Source organism: Streptosporangium brasiliense (assembly GCF_030811595.1).
Lineage (GTDB): Bacteria > Actinomycetota > Actinomycetes > Streptosporangiales > Streptosporangiaceae > Streptosporangium > Streptosporangium brasiliense.
Map to the genome: position 1 here is coordinate 69,074 of NZ_JAUSRB010000004.1, position 14,418 is coordinate 83,491.

22 protein-coding genes are annotated in these 14,418 nt (G+C 65.2%); all 22 read right to left on the reverse strand.

Annotated elements, in window-relative coordinates; genetic code table 11:
- Positions 1–3: 3 nt before the first annotated feature.
- Positions 4–573, reverse strand: coding sequence for a deoxynucleotide monophosphate kinase family protein (locus tag J2S55_RS47880; protein WP_306876330.1), 570 nt, complete (start codon positions 571–573; stop codon positions 4–6).
- Positions 570–728 (reverse strand): hypothetical protein, encoded by a 159-nt coding sequence (locus J2S55_RS47885; protein WP_306876331.1) that lies wholly within the window; start codon positions 726–728, stop codon positions 570–572. The genes J2S55_RS47880 and J2S55_RS47885 overlap by 4 nt, the downstream gene beginning before the upstream one ends.
- Positions 728–1,420 carry an FAD-dependent thymidylate synthase gene (thyX, locus tag J2S55_RS47890; protein WP_306876332.1) on the reverse strand — a complete coding sequence of 231 codons (693 nt, stop codon included), beginning with the start codon at positions 1,418–1,420 and terminating at the stop codon, positions 728–730. The genes J2S55_RS47885 and thyX overlap by 1 nt, the downstream gene beginning before the upstream one ends.
- Complete coding sequence (locus J2S55_RS47895; RefSeq protein WP_306876334.1) at positions 1,417–1,749, reverse strand: hypothetical protein; 333 nt, start codon at positions 1,747–1,749, stop codon at positions 1,417–1,419. Before J2S55_RS47895 ends, thyX begins: the two co-directional genes overlap by 4 nt.
- A complete protein-coding gene (locus J2S55_RS47900; protein ID WP_306876336.1) occupies positions 1,737–1,991 on the reverse strand; it encodes a hypothetical protein in 255 nt (84 codons plus the stop codon). Before J2S55_RS47900 ends, J2S55_RS47895 begins: the two co-directional genes overlap by 13 nt.
- Positions 1,954–3,210, reverse strand: a complete 1,257-nt coding sequence (locus J2S55_RS47905) for a hypothetical protein (protein WP_306876338.1) — start codon at positions 3,208–3,210, stop codon at positions 1,954–1,956. Before J2S55_RS47905 ends, J2S55_RS47900 begins: the two co-directional genes overlap by 38 nt.
- Positions 3,147–3,521: a WhiB family transcriptional regulator gene (locus J2S55_RS47910; protein ID WP_306876340.1), complete on the reverse strand. Its 375-nt coding sequence runs from the start codon at positions 3,519–3,521 to the stop codon at positions 3,147–3,149. Before J2S55_RS47910 ends, J2S55_RS47905 begins: the two co-directional genes overlap by 64 nt.
- Positions 3,521–3,829: a hypothetical protein gene (locus tag J2S55_RS47915; RefSeq protein ID WP_306876342.1), complete on the reverse strand. Its 309-nt coding sequence runs from the start codon at positions 3,827–3,829 to the stop codon at positions 3,521–3,523. The genes J2S55_RS47910 and J2S55_RS47915 overlap by 1 nt, the downstream gene beginning before the upstream one ends.
- A complete protein-coding gene (locus J2S55_RS47920; RefSeq protein WP_306876343.1) occupies positions 3,826–4,155 on the reverse strand; it encodes a hypothetical protein in 330 nt (109 codons plus the stop codon). Before J2S55_RS47920 ends, J2S55_RS47915 begins: the two co-directional genes overlap by 4 nt.
- 115 nt (positions 4,156–4,270) lie before the next feature.
- Positions 4,271–4,834, reverse strand: a complete 564-nt coding sequence (locus J2S55_RS47925) for a 3'-5' exoribonuclease domain-containing protein (protein ID WP_306876345.1) — start codon at positions 4,832–4,834, stop codon at positions 4,271–4,273.
- A gap of 401 nt (positions 4,835–5,235) precedes the next feature.
- Positions 5,236–5,532 carry a hypothetical protein gene (locus J2S55_RS47930; protein WP_306876347.1) on the reverse strand — a complete coding sequence of 99 codons (297 nt, stop codon included), beginning with the start codon at positions 5,530–5,532 and terminating at the stop codon, positions 5,236–5,238.
- The gene (locus tag J2S55_RS47935; protein ID WP_306876349.1) at positions 5,525–6,601 is read right to left on the reverse strand and encodes a RecA family protein; all 1,077 of its coding nucleotides are present in this window, start codon (positions 6,599–6,601) and stop codon (positions 5,525–5,527) included. The genes J2S55_RS47930 and J2S55_RS47935 overlap by 8 nt, the downstream gene beginning before the upstream one ends.
- Positions 6,598–6,810: a hypothetical protein gene (locus tag J2S55_RS47940; protein ID WP_306876351.1), complete on the reverse strand. Its 213-nt coding sequence runs from the start codon at positions 6,808–6,810 to the stop codon at positions 6,598–6,600. Before J2S55_RS47940 ends, J2S55_RS47935 begins: the two co-directional genes overlap by 4 nt.
- 155 nt (positions 6,811–6,965) lie before the next feature.
- Positions 6,966–7,106 carry a hypothetical protein gene (locus tag J2S55_RS47945; protein WP_306876353.1) on the reverse strand — a complete coding sequence of 47 codons (141 nt, stop codon included), beginning with the start codon at positions 7,104–7,106 and terminating at the stop codon, positions 6,966–6,968.
- Complete coding sequence (locus tag J2S55_RS47950; RefSeq protein WP_306876355.1) at positions 7,103–9,238, reverse strand: glycyl radical enzyme family protein; 2,136 nt, start codon at positions 9,236–9,238, stop codon at positions 7,103–7,105. The genes J2S55_RS47945 and J2S55_RS47950 overlap by 4 nt, the downstream gene beginning before the upstream one ends.
- Before the next feature lie 38 nt (positions 9,239–9,276).
- Positions 9,277–9,714, reverse strand: a complete 438-nt coding sequence (locus J2S55_RS47955) for a hypothetical protein (RefSeq protein ID WP_306876357.1) — start codon at positions 9,712–9,714, stop codon at positions 9,277–9,279.
- Positions 9,711–10,073, reverse strand: a complete 363-nt coding sequence (locus tag J2S55_RS47960) for a hypothetical protein (protein WP_306876359.1) — start codon at positions 10,071–10,073, stop codon at positions 9,711–9,713. The genes J2S55_RS47955 and J2S55_RS47960 overlap by 4 nt, the downstream gene beginning before the upstream one ends.
- Before the next feature lie 5 nt (positions 10,074–10,078).
- Positions 10,079–12,025: a DNA polymerase gene (locus tag J2S55_RS47965; protein ID WP_306876360.1), complete on the reverse strand. Its 1,947-nt coding sequence runs from the start codon at positions 12,023–12,025 to the stop codon at positions 10,079–10,081.
- A gap of 75 nt (positions 12,026–12,100) precedes the next feature.
- Positions 12,101–12,904 (reverse strand): hypothetical protein, encoded by an 804-nt coding sequence (locus tag J2S55_RS47970; protein ID WP_306876362.1) that lies wholly within the window; start codon positions 12,902–12,904, stop codon positions 12,101–12,103.
- A gap of 42 nt (positions 12,905–12,946) precedes the next feature.
- Positions 12,947–13,255, reverse strand: a complete 309-nt coding sequence (locus tag J2S55_RS47975) for a hypothetical protein (protein ID WP_306876364.1) — start codon at positions 13,253–13,255, stop codon at positions 12,947–12,949.
- Positions 13,252–13,725 carry a MerR family transcriptional regulator gene (locus J2S55_RS47980; protein WP_306876366.1) on the reverse strand — a complete coding sequence of 158 codons (474 nt, stop codon included), beginning with the start codon at positions 13,723–13,725 and terminating at the stop codon, positions 13,252–13,254. The genes J2S55_RS47975 and J2S55_RS47980 overlap by 4 nt, the downstream gene beginning before the upstream one ends.
- A gap of 29 nt (positions 13,726–13,754) precedes the next feature.
- Positions 13,755–14,219 (reverse strand): hypothetical protein, encoded by a 465-nt coding sequence (locus tag J2S55_RS47985; protein WP_306876368.1) that lies wholly within the window; start codon positions 14,217–14,219, stop codon positions 13,755–13,757.
- Between the last annotated feature and the right edge of the window lie 199 nt (positions 14,220–14,418).

Here is a 14,418-nt window from a genome sequence, read left to right on the forward strand (position 1 = left end):
GACTCACTGGGGGGCCGTCCTCTGTACGTTGATGCGGTGCATGACCATGTCGGCGCGGGCGTGCAGGTCGGTCAGGTCGCCGTCGTTGCGGACCACGAAGTCGAGCAGCTGCGGGGGCAGGGTGGCCTGCTCCTGGGAGTTGGCCGGGCCGACGCCGGGGCGAAGGAGGTTGACCAGCTGGGCGCCGAGGGTGGCCTTGAGGACCATGGCCTCATTGAGCTGGCGGACGTCGGAGAAGACCACCCGCTGGGCCTCCCCCATCCGATCGATCGCTGCGTTGATCCAGATTCGGGAGTCGACCCGCTGACGCATTGACTGTCCAAGGGCGACCATCATCCGGCGGATTTCCGGGTAGAGGATCTTGGCCTCGCCCCAGCCGATGGTGTCGATGACCTCGCGCAGGTGCACCGGCCGGCCGTCGTCGACCATCAGGACGGGGTTGGTGTCGAGCAAGACGTCGCGCAGCGGGTCAGCGAAAGCGATCTTCTTGAAGCCATACCAGTGCACCAGGGTGTCGGCAAAGGCGTCCTTGCCGGAGCCGGCGAAGCCGTGCACGCCGAGAACAACGATCATTCGTCGGCCTCCTCTTCAGGAGTGGTAATCGAGATCCGAACCACCAGCTTTCCCATGCCCCACAGAAAAAGGACCGAGCCCATGACAGCCAGGGCGAACAGGCCCAGCACGGCGACCAGAAACTCCATGAATCCGGCAATCGTCATAACGTCCATCAGGCCTCCACCTCGATGTCCTGGAAGGTGTTGGGGGCCAGTTCCTTGAGCGGCTCCAGGAAGAGCCTGGCCAGCTGGCGGATTTCCCTGTTGGCGCCCTCGGCCGCGCGCAGCTTGATCACATCGCGCCAGGCCCGCAGGTTGGCGGAGACGACCAGGTCAGTGGACGTCATCAGCGGCAGCACCTGGGCGCACGCCTCGCGGATTTCCTTCTTACTCAGGTCGCCGCGGTCCGACAGCCGCTCGGACAGAAACTCGTACTCCTCCTCAGCGCTGAGCCAGGCACGTTCCAACGCCTCGTAGATTTCCCGGTCGTCCTCGGCGGCCTCTTCCAGGGTGGGGTGGACGACGAATTCCCGGGGCGGACAAAAGCGCAGGCTCTCCACGCTGAACTGGTGGAAGCGGTGGCGAGTGAACTCCCCCAGCAGGTGTCGGGAGACGCCCTGGACCAGGAACGGGAACGACACGTGTTCGTAGATGTTGAAGTGCCGGCGTGCCTGAATGTTGGCGTGGTAGCCGCGGCTGGTGCGGGTCTCCTCCCGCGGCCGGTCGAAGGACCGATAGCAGCCGCGGCCGGCGAACTCGCCGATACGGTCGGCCGCGGTCGGCATCTCGTCCTCGAACTCCAGCGGCTGGAGCATCTCGTCAACGATCGGCGTGGTCTGAATGGTGTAGAGCAGGGAAATCTTCACGGGGCATCTCCGGTAGTGGCGGGGGCGAGGCAGCAGCCGTCACAGGTGTGGACGGCCATGTAGTCCATGCCGGCGGTGCGGTAGTAGGCCAGCGAGTCAGGGTCGGGGTGGTTGGCTCCGTGCTCGCAGGTCCGCTCGGCGAGGAACTGCTTATCGGCCCTGTAGGTGATCGGCCAGCGCCGCATGTGGTGGTCGGTCGGCTTGTGGATCACGCAGCGGTCGCCGACGCAGGTCCGCACACCGTGGGTGCGAAGCAGCGTCGGAGGCTGGCCCGGGACCGGCTCGACGGAAAACAGCTCGTAGGTGTCGGGGTCGGTCAGGTGGTCCATTTGGCTGCTCTTCCTTCACGGTCTGATCGGGCGGTTCGTCGGGTGAGTTCGCGAGACAGGAAACGCTCCAGGCGCTCGGCGTTGAGGTAGCCGGTTTCCTCGCGTTTGCGGTCGGCGTAGGCGTCCAGGTAGGTGTCATTGGCCTGCTGCACCTCGTCGTCTGCGTAGGCGCCGGCCTTGGCCGCGGTGACGGACTTGGCGGCCTTACCGAGGACTGCCTGAGCTCGGCGGATCTCCAGCACGCTTTCGGCGTACTTTTCGGCTACCTGAGCTCGGGAGTGCTTCGCGCTGTGGTAGTTCACCCACTGAGACATCTCGCCGAACAGGCGCATCAGCTCGCCGTCGTCCAGGCCGGTTACGTCCTTCGGGATCCGCGGTGGCGCGTCGTCGGGTTCCTCGGGGTCGTACAGGCTTGCCAGCTGACGCTCGGCCTTCTGCTCCAGCCGCTTCTCCTCGGCGGCGGCGACCACGTTGCGGCTGCGTCGAATCGTCCGCATCGCTTCCCTTCCAGCATTCGGTAGCCCAGCTGCAGGAGCTGCACGGCTTCTTGTCGGACTTGTCGAAAGCGCGCGGCGGGACCGGTCCCCCGTGCAGCGCGTCGGCGACGGATTCGGCCTTGGCCAGCAGCGGCTCGATCACGCGGGGGCTGATCTTGATCGTGAACGATTTGGTCTGCTGATTCGGCTTGAACTCGTACAGGAAGACCATTTCGTCTACGTCGATGCCCATGAGCTGGGCGATTTTCAGGTAGACGTTCGCCTGCTTGACGTGGGGCTTCAGAGGCCTCTGAAGGTCGGCCCACAGGCCGTCCAGGTCGACCAGGTTCTTTCCGTTGACCGTGGCGTGGGTGTGCTTCTTCAGCAGCTCCGGCTCGTCCATCCGGACGGTTCCCTTGCCGATGGACTTGATCTCGATCAGGCGGCGGCCCACCTTGCCGTCGGCGTGGCCGCAGATCAGCAGCTCCTTCTCGGCGTCCAGCGGGACCTCGCCGTAGGTGAGGCCTGTCACGCTGTCGCACTTGGTGCAGGAGAGCGGGTCGGTACCGAAGTCGACGCCGCGCCGGCCGCAGTCCAGGCAGTCCCAGCGGCCTTCCAGCACCCCCATCTCCCGCAGCCAGCCCTGCCACTTGCGGTGGATGTCGTGCCCCTCCTCGAAGATGGACAAGGTGCCGACGGCGAACTGTTCACCCGCGTACGGTTTGCCGTCCCGAACGTCGCGGATGCGGTAGTAGGTGGCCCTGGGGCACCAGTCGTGGGCGGCCATTTCGGAGGGGTGGATGATGTCTTGGCGCCGGTCTGAGGGGGCGTCGGCCTTCTTGATCAGGTGGGCCTGAATGTCTCCCATCAGGCCGCCGGTTTTCCGGGTGTTGGCCAGGTCTGCCAGGCGTCCCTGAAGCTTCAGTCGAGCAGGAGAAGGTCGTCCTCGTCGAAGTCGCTTGGCTTTGGTGTCGGCGGGTGCCACTTCAGCTCCAGGTAGGGATCGGCCCGGCGGGCGAGGCGGAGGTTGCGTCGGTCGTGTGGGAGCATTCCGCCCCATACGCCGCCCGTCTCGTTGTTGATCAGCGCGAAGTCCAGGCAGGTGTCTCGCATGGGGCACCGGCGGCCGTCGGATTCGCCGTTGCAGATGTCCAGGCAGTCGATCTCGTATTCGACGTCGAACCAGGGGTCGTAGCCGCGCGAGAGGTCCGGCGGGAACTTGAGGCACTTGGCGGCTTTGGTGTCGTTGCCGGCTGCTCTCCAGTCCGGGGCCTTCACCCGCGGCTTGAGGACCACTAGCCGGCCTCCTGTACCAGCGTCAGGTAGTCCTCTTCGGACATCACCAGCCAGTTCCGCCCGCCCATCTGGATGCCGAAGAGCATCGACCTGCCGTTGTCGAGCAGGGCTTGGCGCTCGGCGGCCAGCAGCTCGGCCAGCTTCAGCGGATACTGCTTGGCTGAGGTGACCTTGTATTCGATCGACGTGGTCGGGGTGCGGACATCGTTCTTACGCCAGGGGCCGTTTCCGGAGCCGCTGTTGACGGTCCCACCGTGAAGTGCCGCGCCGCGGCGCTCCTGCTGGCGGGAGTCCTTGAGGCTGCTCACTTCGGAACCTCCCCGAGCTCCTTGGCGCGCTTCACGACCGCCCCGAGGGTGTCGTAGAAGTCGCGTGCCAGCCCCTTGCCGAACTCGTCGCTGTTGATCCAGTCACTGAACGCGCGCAGGCGGCGGATCTCGGCCACCAGCTGCGGCGCGTACTCGCGCATCACCAGGTAGAAGGTCAGGTCTCGGCCGCGGTCGTCGTCGGTCAGGCGTAGGCCGTCGGGGAAGCGGCGGCGAGTGAATTCCGGGTCTCCGGGACGGCCGGGCCAGAAGTCGGTGACGACCTCGTTGGAGAGCTTCTCCAGGTAGTCGAGCGTCTCGGGGGTCATGCGAATAGTCCGTTCAGTGCTATGACGAGTAGGCCAGCGGCGAGCATGGTCAGGCCGATAAAGATGAGCAGCAGACCTTTTTCGGCGCCGGTCGCGGGCCTGCGGTGGGCGGCCATCAAAACAGCGTCCGCTGGTCGGGGTGCACGGCCGGCGGATGTGCGGCGCCGGTGAGGAAGTCGTGGATCTGCTTGTCATGGTGGGCATCGGACAGCGCATGGTGCGGCCGGCCGATCTGCTTGGGCAGGCGCGGCTTTCCCATCCGGACGATTTCCTGCTGGAGCTCGTTGGTGTACTTCGGGCAGTGCTGCGGGAGGTCGAGCATCCGGCCGAACAGCTGCGCGAGGGCCACGTGATCGTAGGCGGCGTAGTAGGCCCACAACTCCGGATCGGGGGTCTCCCCGATGAAGGCAGAGACATCATCGGCAATGTTGTGAGGACGCCGGACGGCTCCGTACTCCGGGTGCTCGTAGTCCCAGTCCCAGATTTTCGTGGTGCCGGTGTATCGAACGGGCAGGTGCGGAAAGACGTTGTCCATCAACCAGGGGTTGCCGAGCATCCTGGGGATGTTGGCCGGGCTGACCCGGTAGAGCTCGCGGCCGTCCTCGGCCACCATGCCTATGGAGATGAACAGGATCCGGTCCCCGGTATCCACGAACTCGGTGTCGTACCAGATTTTCACTGGGGGTCCTCTCGGTCCTGCTCGAACTGTGCCGCGATGGCGTCGGCGAGCAGGACCACGATCAGGAAGGCGAAGAAGATCGCCGCGAAGGTGTGCTTCACTTCTTGCCGCGCTCCCGCCAGGCGCTGATGGCCTGGGTGAGGGTGAAGTAGGTGAGGATCATGGCCATGCCGATCAGGAAGTCACTCACTGGGCCGCTTTCTTCGCGTTGGCCCAGTCGCAGCTAGGGCCGCCCTTACTGGCGCCGCTCCAGACCAGGCACAGAACCCTGCGGCCGTCCTGGGTCTGGACCTGTACCTCGGACCAGCTCTGCGGGCTTTCGGGAGACCGGTTGAGCTCAGCGCAGCCGGAAGTTGCCAGGACCAGGCCAGCCAGGGCGGTGAGAAGAAGTCCGCGGCGCTTCACTGGACACCGTCCTGCGGGCACTTCGAGTCGCGCTCGACCCAGATCTGAGAGGCGTACTCGGTCTTGTCGTCACTAGACCCGTGGGTGGTCGACCAGACGCGGAACCCGTGGGAGCACTTGGTGGCGAGGTTGCCGAAGGTGTCGGGCATGTTGATGATCTCGGCGCCGGAGTTGTCGACCTTGCCGATCGGGGTGTCCCCGCGGCCGTTTTTCTGGTTGAACTCCGAGCAGCCGGTCAGCAGCAGAGCGGCGGCCACTGAGCCGGCGACCAGGAAGAGGGTATGGCTACGCATCAGCGGTGTCCTTGAGGTTTTCGTGGTCGGGGCGGGCCGCGGCGGCGAGGATGTCGGCGCGCAGCTGGCCCTGCAGCTCGGCGTCTTCGCGCAGGTCGTCCAGGAGTTTTTCCTTGCCCGGACCCCACCGGCGTTCGCCGACGGTGTAGTAGGCGCCGCGGCGGACGATCAGGTCGTAGAGCAGGCCGTAGGTGAGCAGTTCCTTGACGGTGTCGTAGTCGCCGCGCGAGAAGCCCAGCACCGGGGCGTCGCGGAAGAAAAAGTCCACGGTCGCGACCTGCTGGGGCGGGCCGGCCTTGTGCTTGATGGTGCGCACCTTGATGACTTGGCCGACGCGCGTCTTGCCCTTGCCGGGGCGGGACTCGTCGATGAACTCGTCTCGCTTGACTTCGACGCGGGTGTAGAAAAAGTAGTTCTTGGCCTTGCCGCCGGGCGTGGTCTGGGGCACCCCGTGGGGGCTGAATCCGCCGATCTGGTCGCGGTACTGGTTGATGATGATGCCGAGGATCGGGCGCTCTTCGCCGTTCATGGCGCGCTTGGTGGCGGCGCCGGCTTTTCTGAAGAACTTGCCGGTGAGCCTGGCGCCGAGTGCGACCACGGCGTCTTCCATCGTCTTCTCGGCCTCTTCCGACGGGATCAGGGCCGGGTAGGAGTCGAGCACAATCGCGTCGACCGACTTGGATTCGGCGAAGCGGAGCATGGTTTCGTAGGCGAATTCCATGTCCTGGGTCGGGACCACGATGACGCGGGAGTTGTCGACGCCGAGGGCCTTGGCCTGGTCGGCGTCGTAGTGCTCGGCGGCGATCCACAAGGCCACGAACGCCGGATTGAGGCGCTGATTGGCCGCGATGGTCTTGAGGACGATCGCCGTCTTGCCCTGGCTCTCCTTGCCGATCACCTCGACCCACTGGTTACCGGGCCAGCCGCCCCCGAGGATCACGTCTAGGCCGAGAGATCCGGTCGTGAATCGGGCTCCGAGCACCATGTCAGTGCCGGCGACGATGGCGCCTTCCCCGTGCTCCTTATTGATCTTCGCGATGAGGGCGGCGGCCTCGGGGGCGAGGGTCACAGTCCGTTCCTGCGGTCGGCTACGGCCTTCTTGGCACGGGCCTTGGGCGGCAGGTCCTTGGCGACCGGCGGGAGCGTGCGGATCGCGTTGTAGTCAACGGCGTCCATGCCTTCGCCGGATTTCGCGCCGGCGCGGGAGAGCGCGGACTTTCCGTCCAGAATGCGGCCGTCGGCGGCGAGGGCCTTGGGGGTGCTGCAGGGGCCGGGCAATTCAGGCTCCTAACTTGGACAAACGGAAATGGTGTGGGTGAAACGCTAAGGAATCACCCACACCATCACCAGTTAGGACCCAACTACTGAAAGCGTTTAATTTCCGGCGGCCACTGTCTTTTTTGATTACCCCTCGGCGGGGGTAGGGCTGTTTGTCAGTGCGGCGAGCAGACGTGCTCGCCGGCCGCCTCGTCCATCTCCGAAAGGGCGGTGCCCGCAACCACTTCCATGAGTGCGTCCTGGCAGGTATCGCAGGTCAGCCAGTAGTAGCCGCTGTCGCCGTTGATGTACATCACGCGGTGACCAGGTCGACCACGTCACAGGCACCGGCCACGCAGGCGAGTTCCTGGGCTCCGGTGGTGGAGTCGGTGAGCTCGTAGAACGGGAGGTCAGCCCATCTGATCTCGGGGAAGGCCGCGGCCAGGCGCTGGTACTCCTTGCGGGTGATCTCCTGGTAGGGCGCCTGCTTGTAGACGTGGTCGCTGTGCGGCAGGAAGGAGACGCCGCTCAGCTCGTCCAGGTGGGCGAAGACCCAGTCTCCGACCTTGTCCCACTCCCCCGATTCCCAGTCGATCAGGTCGCGCAGGGCGTCGCAGAGACTTCCCCAGTCGCCGTCGGGAGCGGTGAGCTCGGGGTGGGTTACCAGCCACTGGTCAAGCTCAGCCGGGATGTTGGCCAGCAGTTCGCCATCGTCGCCGGCGACGAGCCGCATTGCGAGCTCTTCAGAGAAAGGCCCGGGGTTGGTGATGCGCGGACCGCGGACGGAGATGGTCACGCTCGGCTTGTGCTCACACCAGGCCCGCTGATAGTCCAACCAGAGCTCCAGGTGCTGGATCGCGGTGATGCTGTCCCTGGTCACGGCGAAGTTCGGGGCCTTGATCGGGAAGGAGAAGACCCACGTGCTGTCGGGCTGCATGACGTCGTCCTCGCACGGCACGCCGCTGTCCTTCATCAGCTGGGCGAGCGGGTCCTTCTTGTCTGCACGGACGGTGCGCAGGTAATGCTTTGCGTGCCAGGGGTGGATGCCGGAGGAGACTCCGGCCAGCTGGGATACGGTTCCCGACGGCTTCACGCACGTGACCGCGTGCGAGCTCGGGATGCCGATCGCCCGGGCCTCCTTCATGTTGGTCACCCGGGCGAACCGCTTGATTCGCCCGAGGTATTCGGCCCGGTTTTCGTCGGTGGAGACGAGCGGGTTTCCGAAGACACCGGTCAGGGAGACGCCCAGCAGGCGCTCCTCGCGGGCGTTGGCGGCCCACTGCGGGCGCAGAAAAGGAAAGTCGGTCAGGGTGCTCTGCCAGGTGCCGAGGATCGTCGCGAGCCGGACCTTCCGGCCGATGGACTCCAGAGAATCCTCAGGTCGGACAATTACCTCAGAAAGGTTACAAAAGGAAAAAGGACGCATAATGATCTCCGAGCACGGATTAGTCCCATACTCGACAAATCGGTCACGACGGCCATTCTTGGCCGCCTGATTCTGGGCCGCGGTCCGGTTGAAGATTCCGCGCTCACCACTCCCCGAGGCGACCAGCGAACCCCATTCGGCGTCGAACTGCTCCCGGGTGATCTTGCCTTCATACACTGCGCTGTTGTTGGCCAGCGCGCGATGCGGCGCCGCCGTCCACCACTCCCCTGACTTAGCGGCTGCCATCTCCGGGTCGTTCAGGTCTGACAGGCTGATCATCGCCGAGCGCCGCACGCCGCCGACGACCACCACGCTGGCGATCTTGCAGACCAGGTCGTGGACCTCCAGCGAGGTCAACTGGCGCCCCTGGGCGGCCTTCAGCGCCGTGACGGTGTACTCGAACAGCTCGCGCAGCGGCTCCGGCCCCGAGGCCCTGCCTCCGAACGTCTGCAGCCGGGCGCCGGCCGGCCGGACGGCCGACAGGTCATAGCGGGGAATCCAACCCTCCAGCCACAGCTCCTCGATCAGCATCCGGTAGGCATGCGCCCAGCCGAGCTTGGAGTCCCCCACCACGATGAGCTCCTGAGGAGCGTCGACCAGGCGCGGCACCGGCGGCAGCTCGTCGATGTAGCGCTTTTCCACGCTGAAGCCCACACCGGTGCCGTTGAGCAGGATGAACAGCACCTCGGAGAACGCTGCCAGGTCATCGATGGGCAGATAGCTGCAGTTGTAGCCGGCGATGTTGGAACGTTCCAGGGCTTCACCGGCGGTCATGACGGCCCGCATCGACGGGACGATCTCCAGATTGGCGATGGCGTCGCGCACTTCGGCCACGAGCTCGGGGTCGGGCTCGTAGGCGTGGTTGTCCGACAGGTGGCCAGTCATGAAGTCCATGAATCGGTCCACGGACTCGGTCCAGGTCTCGCGCCGATTCTCGGCGTCGATGTATCGGGCGTACCGGGAGGTGGCGATGAAATTCTGGTAGGGGTCGCTGATGGACCCGTCAGCGGCAAGCATGCTCACGGTGAGGGGGTTCCTTACGAGGAGGAGGGAGGAGAAGGTCAGCCGATGCGGCCGATGATGTTCCCGGAGTTGTATTGCGAGGTGCCGTCGTGGACCTGCGTGGCGGGGGTGGCCGGCCCGCCCTGTCCGGACGGCAGTCCGCCGCCGCCGGATCCTGCCTGGACCAGCGGGTAGCCGCAGTCGTAGCAGCGCTTACGCGCGCTGGTGCCAGGAGGCGCCATGTAGTTCACCGAACCGCAGGTGACGTCGGGGCAGGTTTCGGTCAGCTTGGCGCTCTGCGCCTGGCGAGGCGCCACGTACGGGGCCGGATCGACTTCGGCGGCCGGGTTGCTCTGGGGCTGCTGGGGCGTCGGCGGGTAGGGCGGGGTCGGATCCCACCATGGCCGGGACGCGCTCGCCTGCGGTGCGTACGCCGGCGTCTGAGGGGCCTGCGGTCGGGCGTTGGGATTGAGCTTGCGCTCCCAGAAACTACTCATTTGGTGGTCCTCGAATACGTCAGGATTCCGGCGTCCAGGAGCTGGGCTGCGCTTACCAGCGATCCCACGCGGATGACTTCGCCGTGCTGTTTCACCAAAAGAGCTACGAGTTCCGAATCGAGTTCGTCGACCGCACCACCAAGCATAGTGCGGATCATGATTTCGGCACTCATATGCGACATTTTGGCGAAATCCGCCTTCAGTGGCTCCACTCGCTTGAGGCGCCGGTGGCTATCGGCGCATGACAGGGTGGCCACGTCAGGTCCGGGCGCGGTCATGCCTAGGAGCTTGAGCACCTCCGGGACCTCGTGGTGCGGGGTCAGGTCCCACACGAGACGCGCCCGGAGCAGCGGTTTCATATCCATCACTTGGCCTCCGCCCAGTTGTCGGCTACAGAAATATCCGCGGTCAGAGGGACGCACAGCAGCTTCTGGATGCCTTCGCCCAGCATCGCCTCGCGTAGCGCTGCCTCGATCAGCGACACCTGATCCTCGGGGCCGTGACAGACGAGTTCGTCGTGCACCGTCATGAGCAGCTCGGCGCGGTCGGGCAGCAGCGGCAGCAACCGGACCATGGACTTCTTCACAACGTCGGCTCCAGACCCCTGGATCTTGGCGTTGAAGATCTGTCGTTCGGCGCTGGAGCGCTTGAAGTCGTCGGCGCTGCGCAGCTCGGGGATACGTCGGATGCGTCCCAGCAGAGTCGCGGTGTGCGGCGGGCGCTGGCGGCGAGCGGTCTCGATGACGTGCGCCCGGTACTTGTAGATCTCCGGGAACATTTCCCGGTGTACCTTCATGTGGCGCTTGGCCTCGGCCACGCTGATGCCGGCCATTTCCGCCACGGTCGTCGGGCCGGCTCCGTACACGATCGCGAAGTTAAGTCCCTTTGCTACAGCTCTGTACGCTTTTGTCACATCATCGAATGGGACGCCGAAGACGAGTGACGCGGTCATGGTGTGCGCGTCGATTCCCTGATGGAAACCGTCGTAAAGCGCCCCATAGCCGATGAAGTGGGCCAAAAGCACCAGTTCGATCTGGCCATAGTCGGCCACGACCAGTTTGTGGCCGGGCAGCGCCCGGTATGCAGTGCGGATCTTCTTGCCTTCGACACCACGGGAGGGGATGTTTTGCAGGTTGGGGCCGGCCGAGGAGAACCGCCCGGTGCGGGCGCCCATCTGTTTGAACGCGCCGTGGACACGGCCGTCCACGATCAGACAGGGCTTCTCGTCCGGGTCCTCGGGGTCGCCCAGGACGCCGGTGACGTAGGTCCCCTTCAGCTTGGCGTCGCGCTGGTAGTCCAGGAACCGTGCGACGACCAGGTGCTTCTTGTGCGGCTCCAACGAGTCGGCGTCCGTGCTGTAGTCGGTGATCAGCAGTTTCTCGCCGCGCCCTGCTTTGGCCTTACCTCCCTTGGTCAGGGTGGTCGGACGAAGTCCCAGGTTTCCCTCAGCCTTCGGCCCGTACAGAGCCACCGCTTTCTGCTGGGGAGAGTTGAGATTGACCTTCTTGCCCAGGCCCTTGTAGATCGCGGCCTCGGTCTCCACCAGGCGGGCGTCCAGCTGCACGCCGAGCTCGGCCAAGACTGCGCCGTCGACCGGCGCCCCGGCCAGGGCCATGGAGATTACGGTCTCCAGGACGCCGAGCTCCAGGTCCAACAGCGCTGACAGGCCCGCGTGGCCGATCAGGTCGCGCTCGCGCTGGTACAGCAGCCAGGTGTATTTGGCGTCCATGTACGCGTAGCGAGCAACCCGGCTGAAGGCGTAGGTCTCGACCTTCTTGCCGACGTTGTCTTTGTCGTAGTCGAGCTTGTACAGCTGCTTGATGCGGGGCTTCAGACCGTTCAGCCGGTTTTCGTCCAGCAGGACGGAGCTGATGAAGGTGTCATGCCAGGGCTTGGACGGCACGGCGCCGTCGTAGTACTTGGCCACTGACGCGATGTCGAATGCTGCGTTGTGGCAGACCTTCAGCCGATCAGAGAACAGCAGCGGCTCGATGGCCTCGAACACCTGGCTCGGGCGGAGCTGTTCGGGGGCATTCGACCAGACGGGGACGGTGCGGTTGCGGACCTTACCGCTGGGGCCGATCGTGGGCTCTTTCCGCTCACCGATGATCTTCCCGCGTTCGTGGCCCATGGGGATGGACACGGTCATGCCGTGGGTTGCCATGGACAACCAGGTGATGGTGTTGTGCGCGGGGACGCCCCGCAGCGGCGGCACCGTCTCCACGTCGTAGGTCAACTCACCAAAACGGCTGAAGTGGGCGACGACGTGGTCCAGGTGCTCGGCGTCCAAAACGGTGGTGCTGCTCAGCACGCGAGGGACCTTTCCTAGACACAGCGGCCCGCCCCTGCCGTTGGCAGCTCGGCAGGGGCGGGCCTTGAAGGAGGGCTAGGAGAGCTCGTCCACGAGCTCTTCGAGATCCTCGCGAGAGTCCTGCTTGACGGTCTCGGGGCCGGCGGCCTGCGCGGCGAACTCGGCCAGCTCCTCTTCGTCCAGCGGCTCGATGTCCTCTTCGTCGGCGAGGCTATGCGCGCGGACCGGGCGAAGGTTGTACTCGGTCTTGGTGCCCTTACCACTCTTGGAGACGACCCAGTAGGTGTCGTCGCGGTTCAGCGGGCCGGTCTTCTTGTTCTCCGACAGGCCCTCCAGCTTCTGCGCCACCCGGACGCCGCACGCCCAGACCTTGACCGTGGGCTTCTCGGGGTTGGAGAAGTCCACGACGTTGAACAGGATCTGATACCTAGGCTCGTCGCCCAGGTCGTCGCACAGCGGGCAGTCCTCTTCGAGACAGACGTAGGACTTGCGGCCCTCGGCTTCCTTGAGCCAGTGCTGCTGGTAGACCGCGAAGGGGCCTTCCTCCAGGAACTTGATGACGATTTCGTCATTGTCGATCTTGAAGTTTTCGGCGAACTTGCCGCTCTTGGCCTTGTTCCGGAAGGTCTCCCATCCGCCTTCGGCGGAGCCGGCGGAGGACTTACGTCGGGCGGGCTTGGCGTCGTCCCGGGTGCGGGAGTTGGCACGGCCGGCGGGGCGGGTGCTCTCGCGGCCGGAGCGGCCGGCCGGGCGCCGGCCTGCGGTACGAGTTCGGCGCGGGGCCTCCTCTTCGTCCTCGTAGTCCTCCTCAGGCTCGGAGTCGTGGTTGCTGGCGGGGGCAGTGCTCTCAGAGGAGCGGCGGCGCAGGGTGCGGCCCATACAGAAGGTCCGTTCAGTCAGTCAGTCAGTGAGGGGCGGGAATTACCTGCTGCGGCGTACGAGGCGGCGGGGGGCCACGCGGCGGCGGCGGCGGGGGACCACGTGGCGAGGACCGTCCAGCAGGTGGTTGACGTAGGTGTCGTCCTCGGCCGTGAGCGTTCGAGCCAGGTCCAGGTCGTCGCGGAGCCGATTTTCGACGATCTCCTTGGCACGTTCCATGAGGGCCTCGGGCCGCTCATGGTCAGCGGCGGCGGTCGCCTTGACCGTGGCTGTGGCGGAGAGCTCGACCCACTCGAAGGAGCCCATGTTGACGTGGTGGGTCTGGCTGTAGGTGGCCGATTCGACGATCACTGCTGGCGCCCGTCGGCCTCGGCGCGCTGCTGGCGCTCGTGCGCGGCGTGGTCAGCAAACAGCTTGGTGACCCGAGCGGTGAACTGGGTCTCTTGGATCGGCCGTGCGTGGGGCTCCAAGATGCCCTCTTCGCGGGCGATCTGGTAGATGCCGATGATCAGGGCTTTGGTGTACAGCCGGCGGCGGCCGTGCTTGGCGCTGGCGGCGTTACGCGGGTCGCGGCCGGGGAATGCCGCCGGCGGGCGCGGGAGCCAGCCCTGCTCCTCCCAACCGCGGATCGTGTCCGACTTGCGGTTGAGGACGCGGGCCAAGGCGCCGATCTTGTAGAAGGCGACCTTCCGGCCGCGGACGTCGTAGATCTGGGGCTTCTCGCCGGCCAGCGGGTCAGTGGTGAATGCGGTGGCAGGGCGGCGGTCGGGCCGCCACGGCAGAGCTACGTCAGCGGTGATTTCGGGGGTGGAGCTGCTCACAGCGCGGCGCCCTTCTTGTCGATGTTGAACTAGTACGCCTTGAGGGCGTACATGGTGTGGGTGTCGACAAGCGCGTCCAGTTCTTCGACGGTGAGCAGGCCTTCCTGCTCACACGCATACAGCTCGTTTTGGTCCAGGACCTCGATGATCTGCTTCTTGAAGATCCGGTCGGTGAGGCCCTTGGCCTCGGCCAGCTCACGGACCCTGTCCTCAGACAGGGACTGGCTGACGCGCTTCTCACGCACCCACCCGGCGTATGCCTTGCCTCCGGGCACCGTGAACTCCGCGGGGAGATCGACGGTGTGGTGTCCCTTGGCGTTGGCTTCGCCGTACTGCTCGGCCCAGGCCAGGAGCTCCGCTCGGAGAGACTCCTTGCGGCCCTTCAGCTCCTGCTCCTGGGTCGAGACAGCTGCCCACTGATGAAATTTTTTGGTGATGCTTTGGAGATCCGCGGAGGACGGTTGGTATGGGCCGTCAACTTTAGGATCGGACATTGGTGATGTCCGTGACACTCTTCGCATCGTTGATCTTTCGTGCCGAGAAGTTGGTATTTCCCCCTCGGGGTCACGAACAGTACTCCTGATTTGGGTCCGTCCGCAACCATTCTATGGAGAAATAGTTTCTCGACTTCCAACTAGTTGGGATGTGCTCTGACCAGTTGGGATGTAGTCAGCAAGCGCCTATTGAGCGGCC

Coding starts and splice junctions, on each gene's coding strand:
- J2S55_RS47880 (WP_306876330.1), bottom strand. CDS start 573: ATGATCGTTGTTCTCGGCGTGCACGGCTTCGCCGGCTCCGGCAAGGAC.
- J2S55_RS47885 (WP_306876331.1), bottom strand. CDS start 728: ATGGACGTTATGACGATTGCCGGATTCATGGAGTTTCTGGTCGCCGTG.
- J2S55_RS47895 (WP_306876334.1), bottom strand. CDS start 1,749: ATGGACCACCTGACCGACCCCGACACCTACGAGCTGTTTTCCGTCGAG.
- J2S55_RS47920 (WP_306876343.1), bottom strand. CDS start 4,155: ATGACCCCCGAGACGCTCGACTACCTGGAGAAGCTCTCCAACGAGGTC.
- J2S55_RS47930 (WP_306876347.1), bottom strand. CDS start 5,532: ATGCGTAGCCATACCCTCTTCCTGGTCGCCGGCTCAGTGGCCGCCGCT.
- J2S55_RS47955 (WP_306876357.1), bottom strand. CDS start 9,714: ATGAGTAGTTTCTGGGAGCGCAAGCTCAATCCCAACGCCCGACCGCAG.
- J2S55_RS47960 (WP_306876359.1), bottom strand. CDS start 10,073: ATGAAACCGCTGCTCCGGGCGCGTCTCGTGTGGGACCTGACCCCGCAC.
- J2S55_RS47970 (WP_306876362.1), bottom strand. CDS start 12,904: ATGGGCCGCACCCTGCGCCGCCGCTCCTCTGAGAGCACTGCCCCCGCC.
- J2S55_RS47985 (WP_306876368.1), bottom strand. CDS start 14,219: ATGTCCGATCCTAAAGTTGACGGCCCATACCAACCGTCCTCCGCGGAT.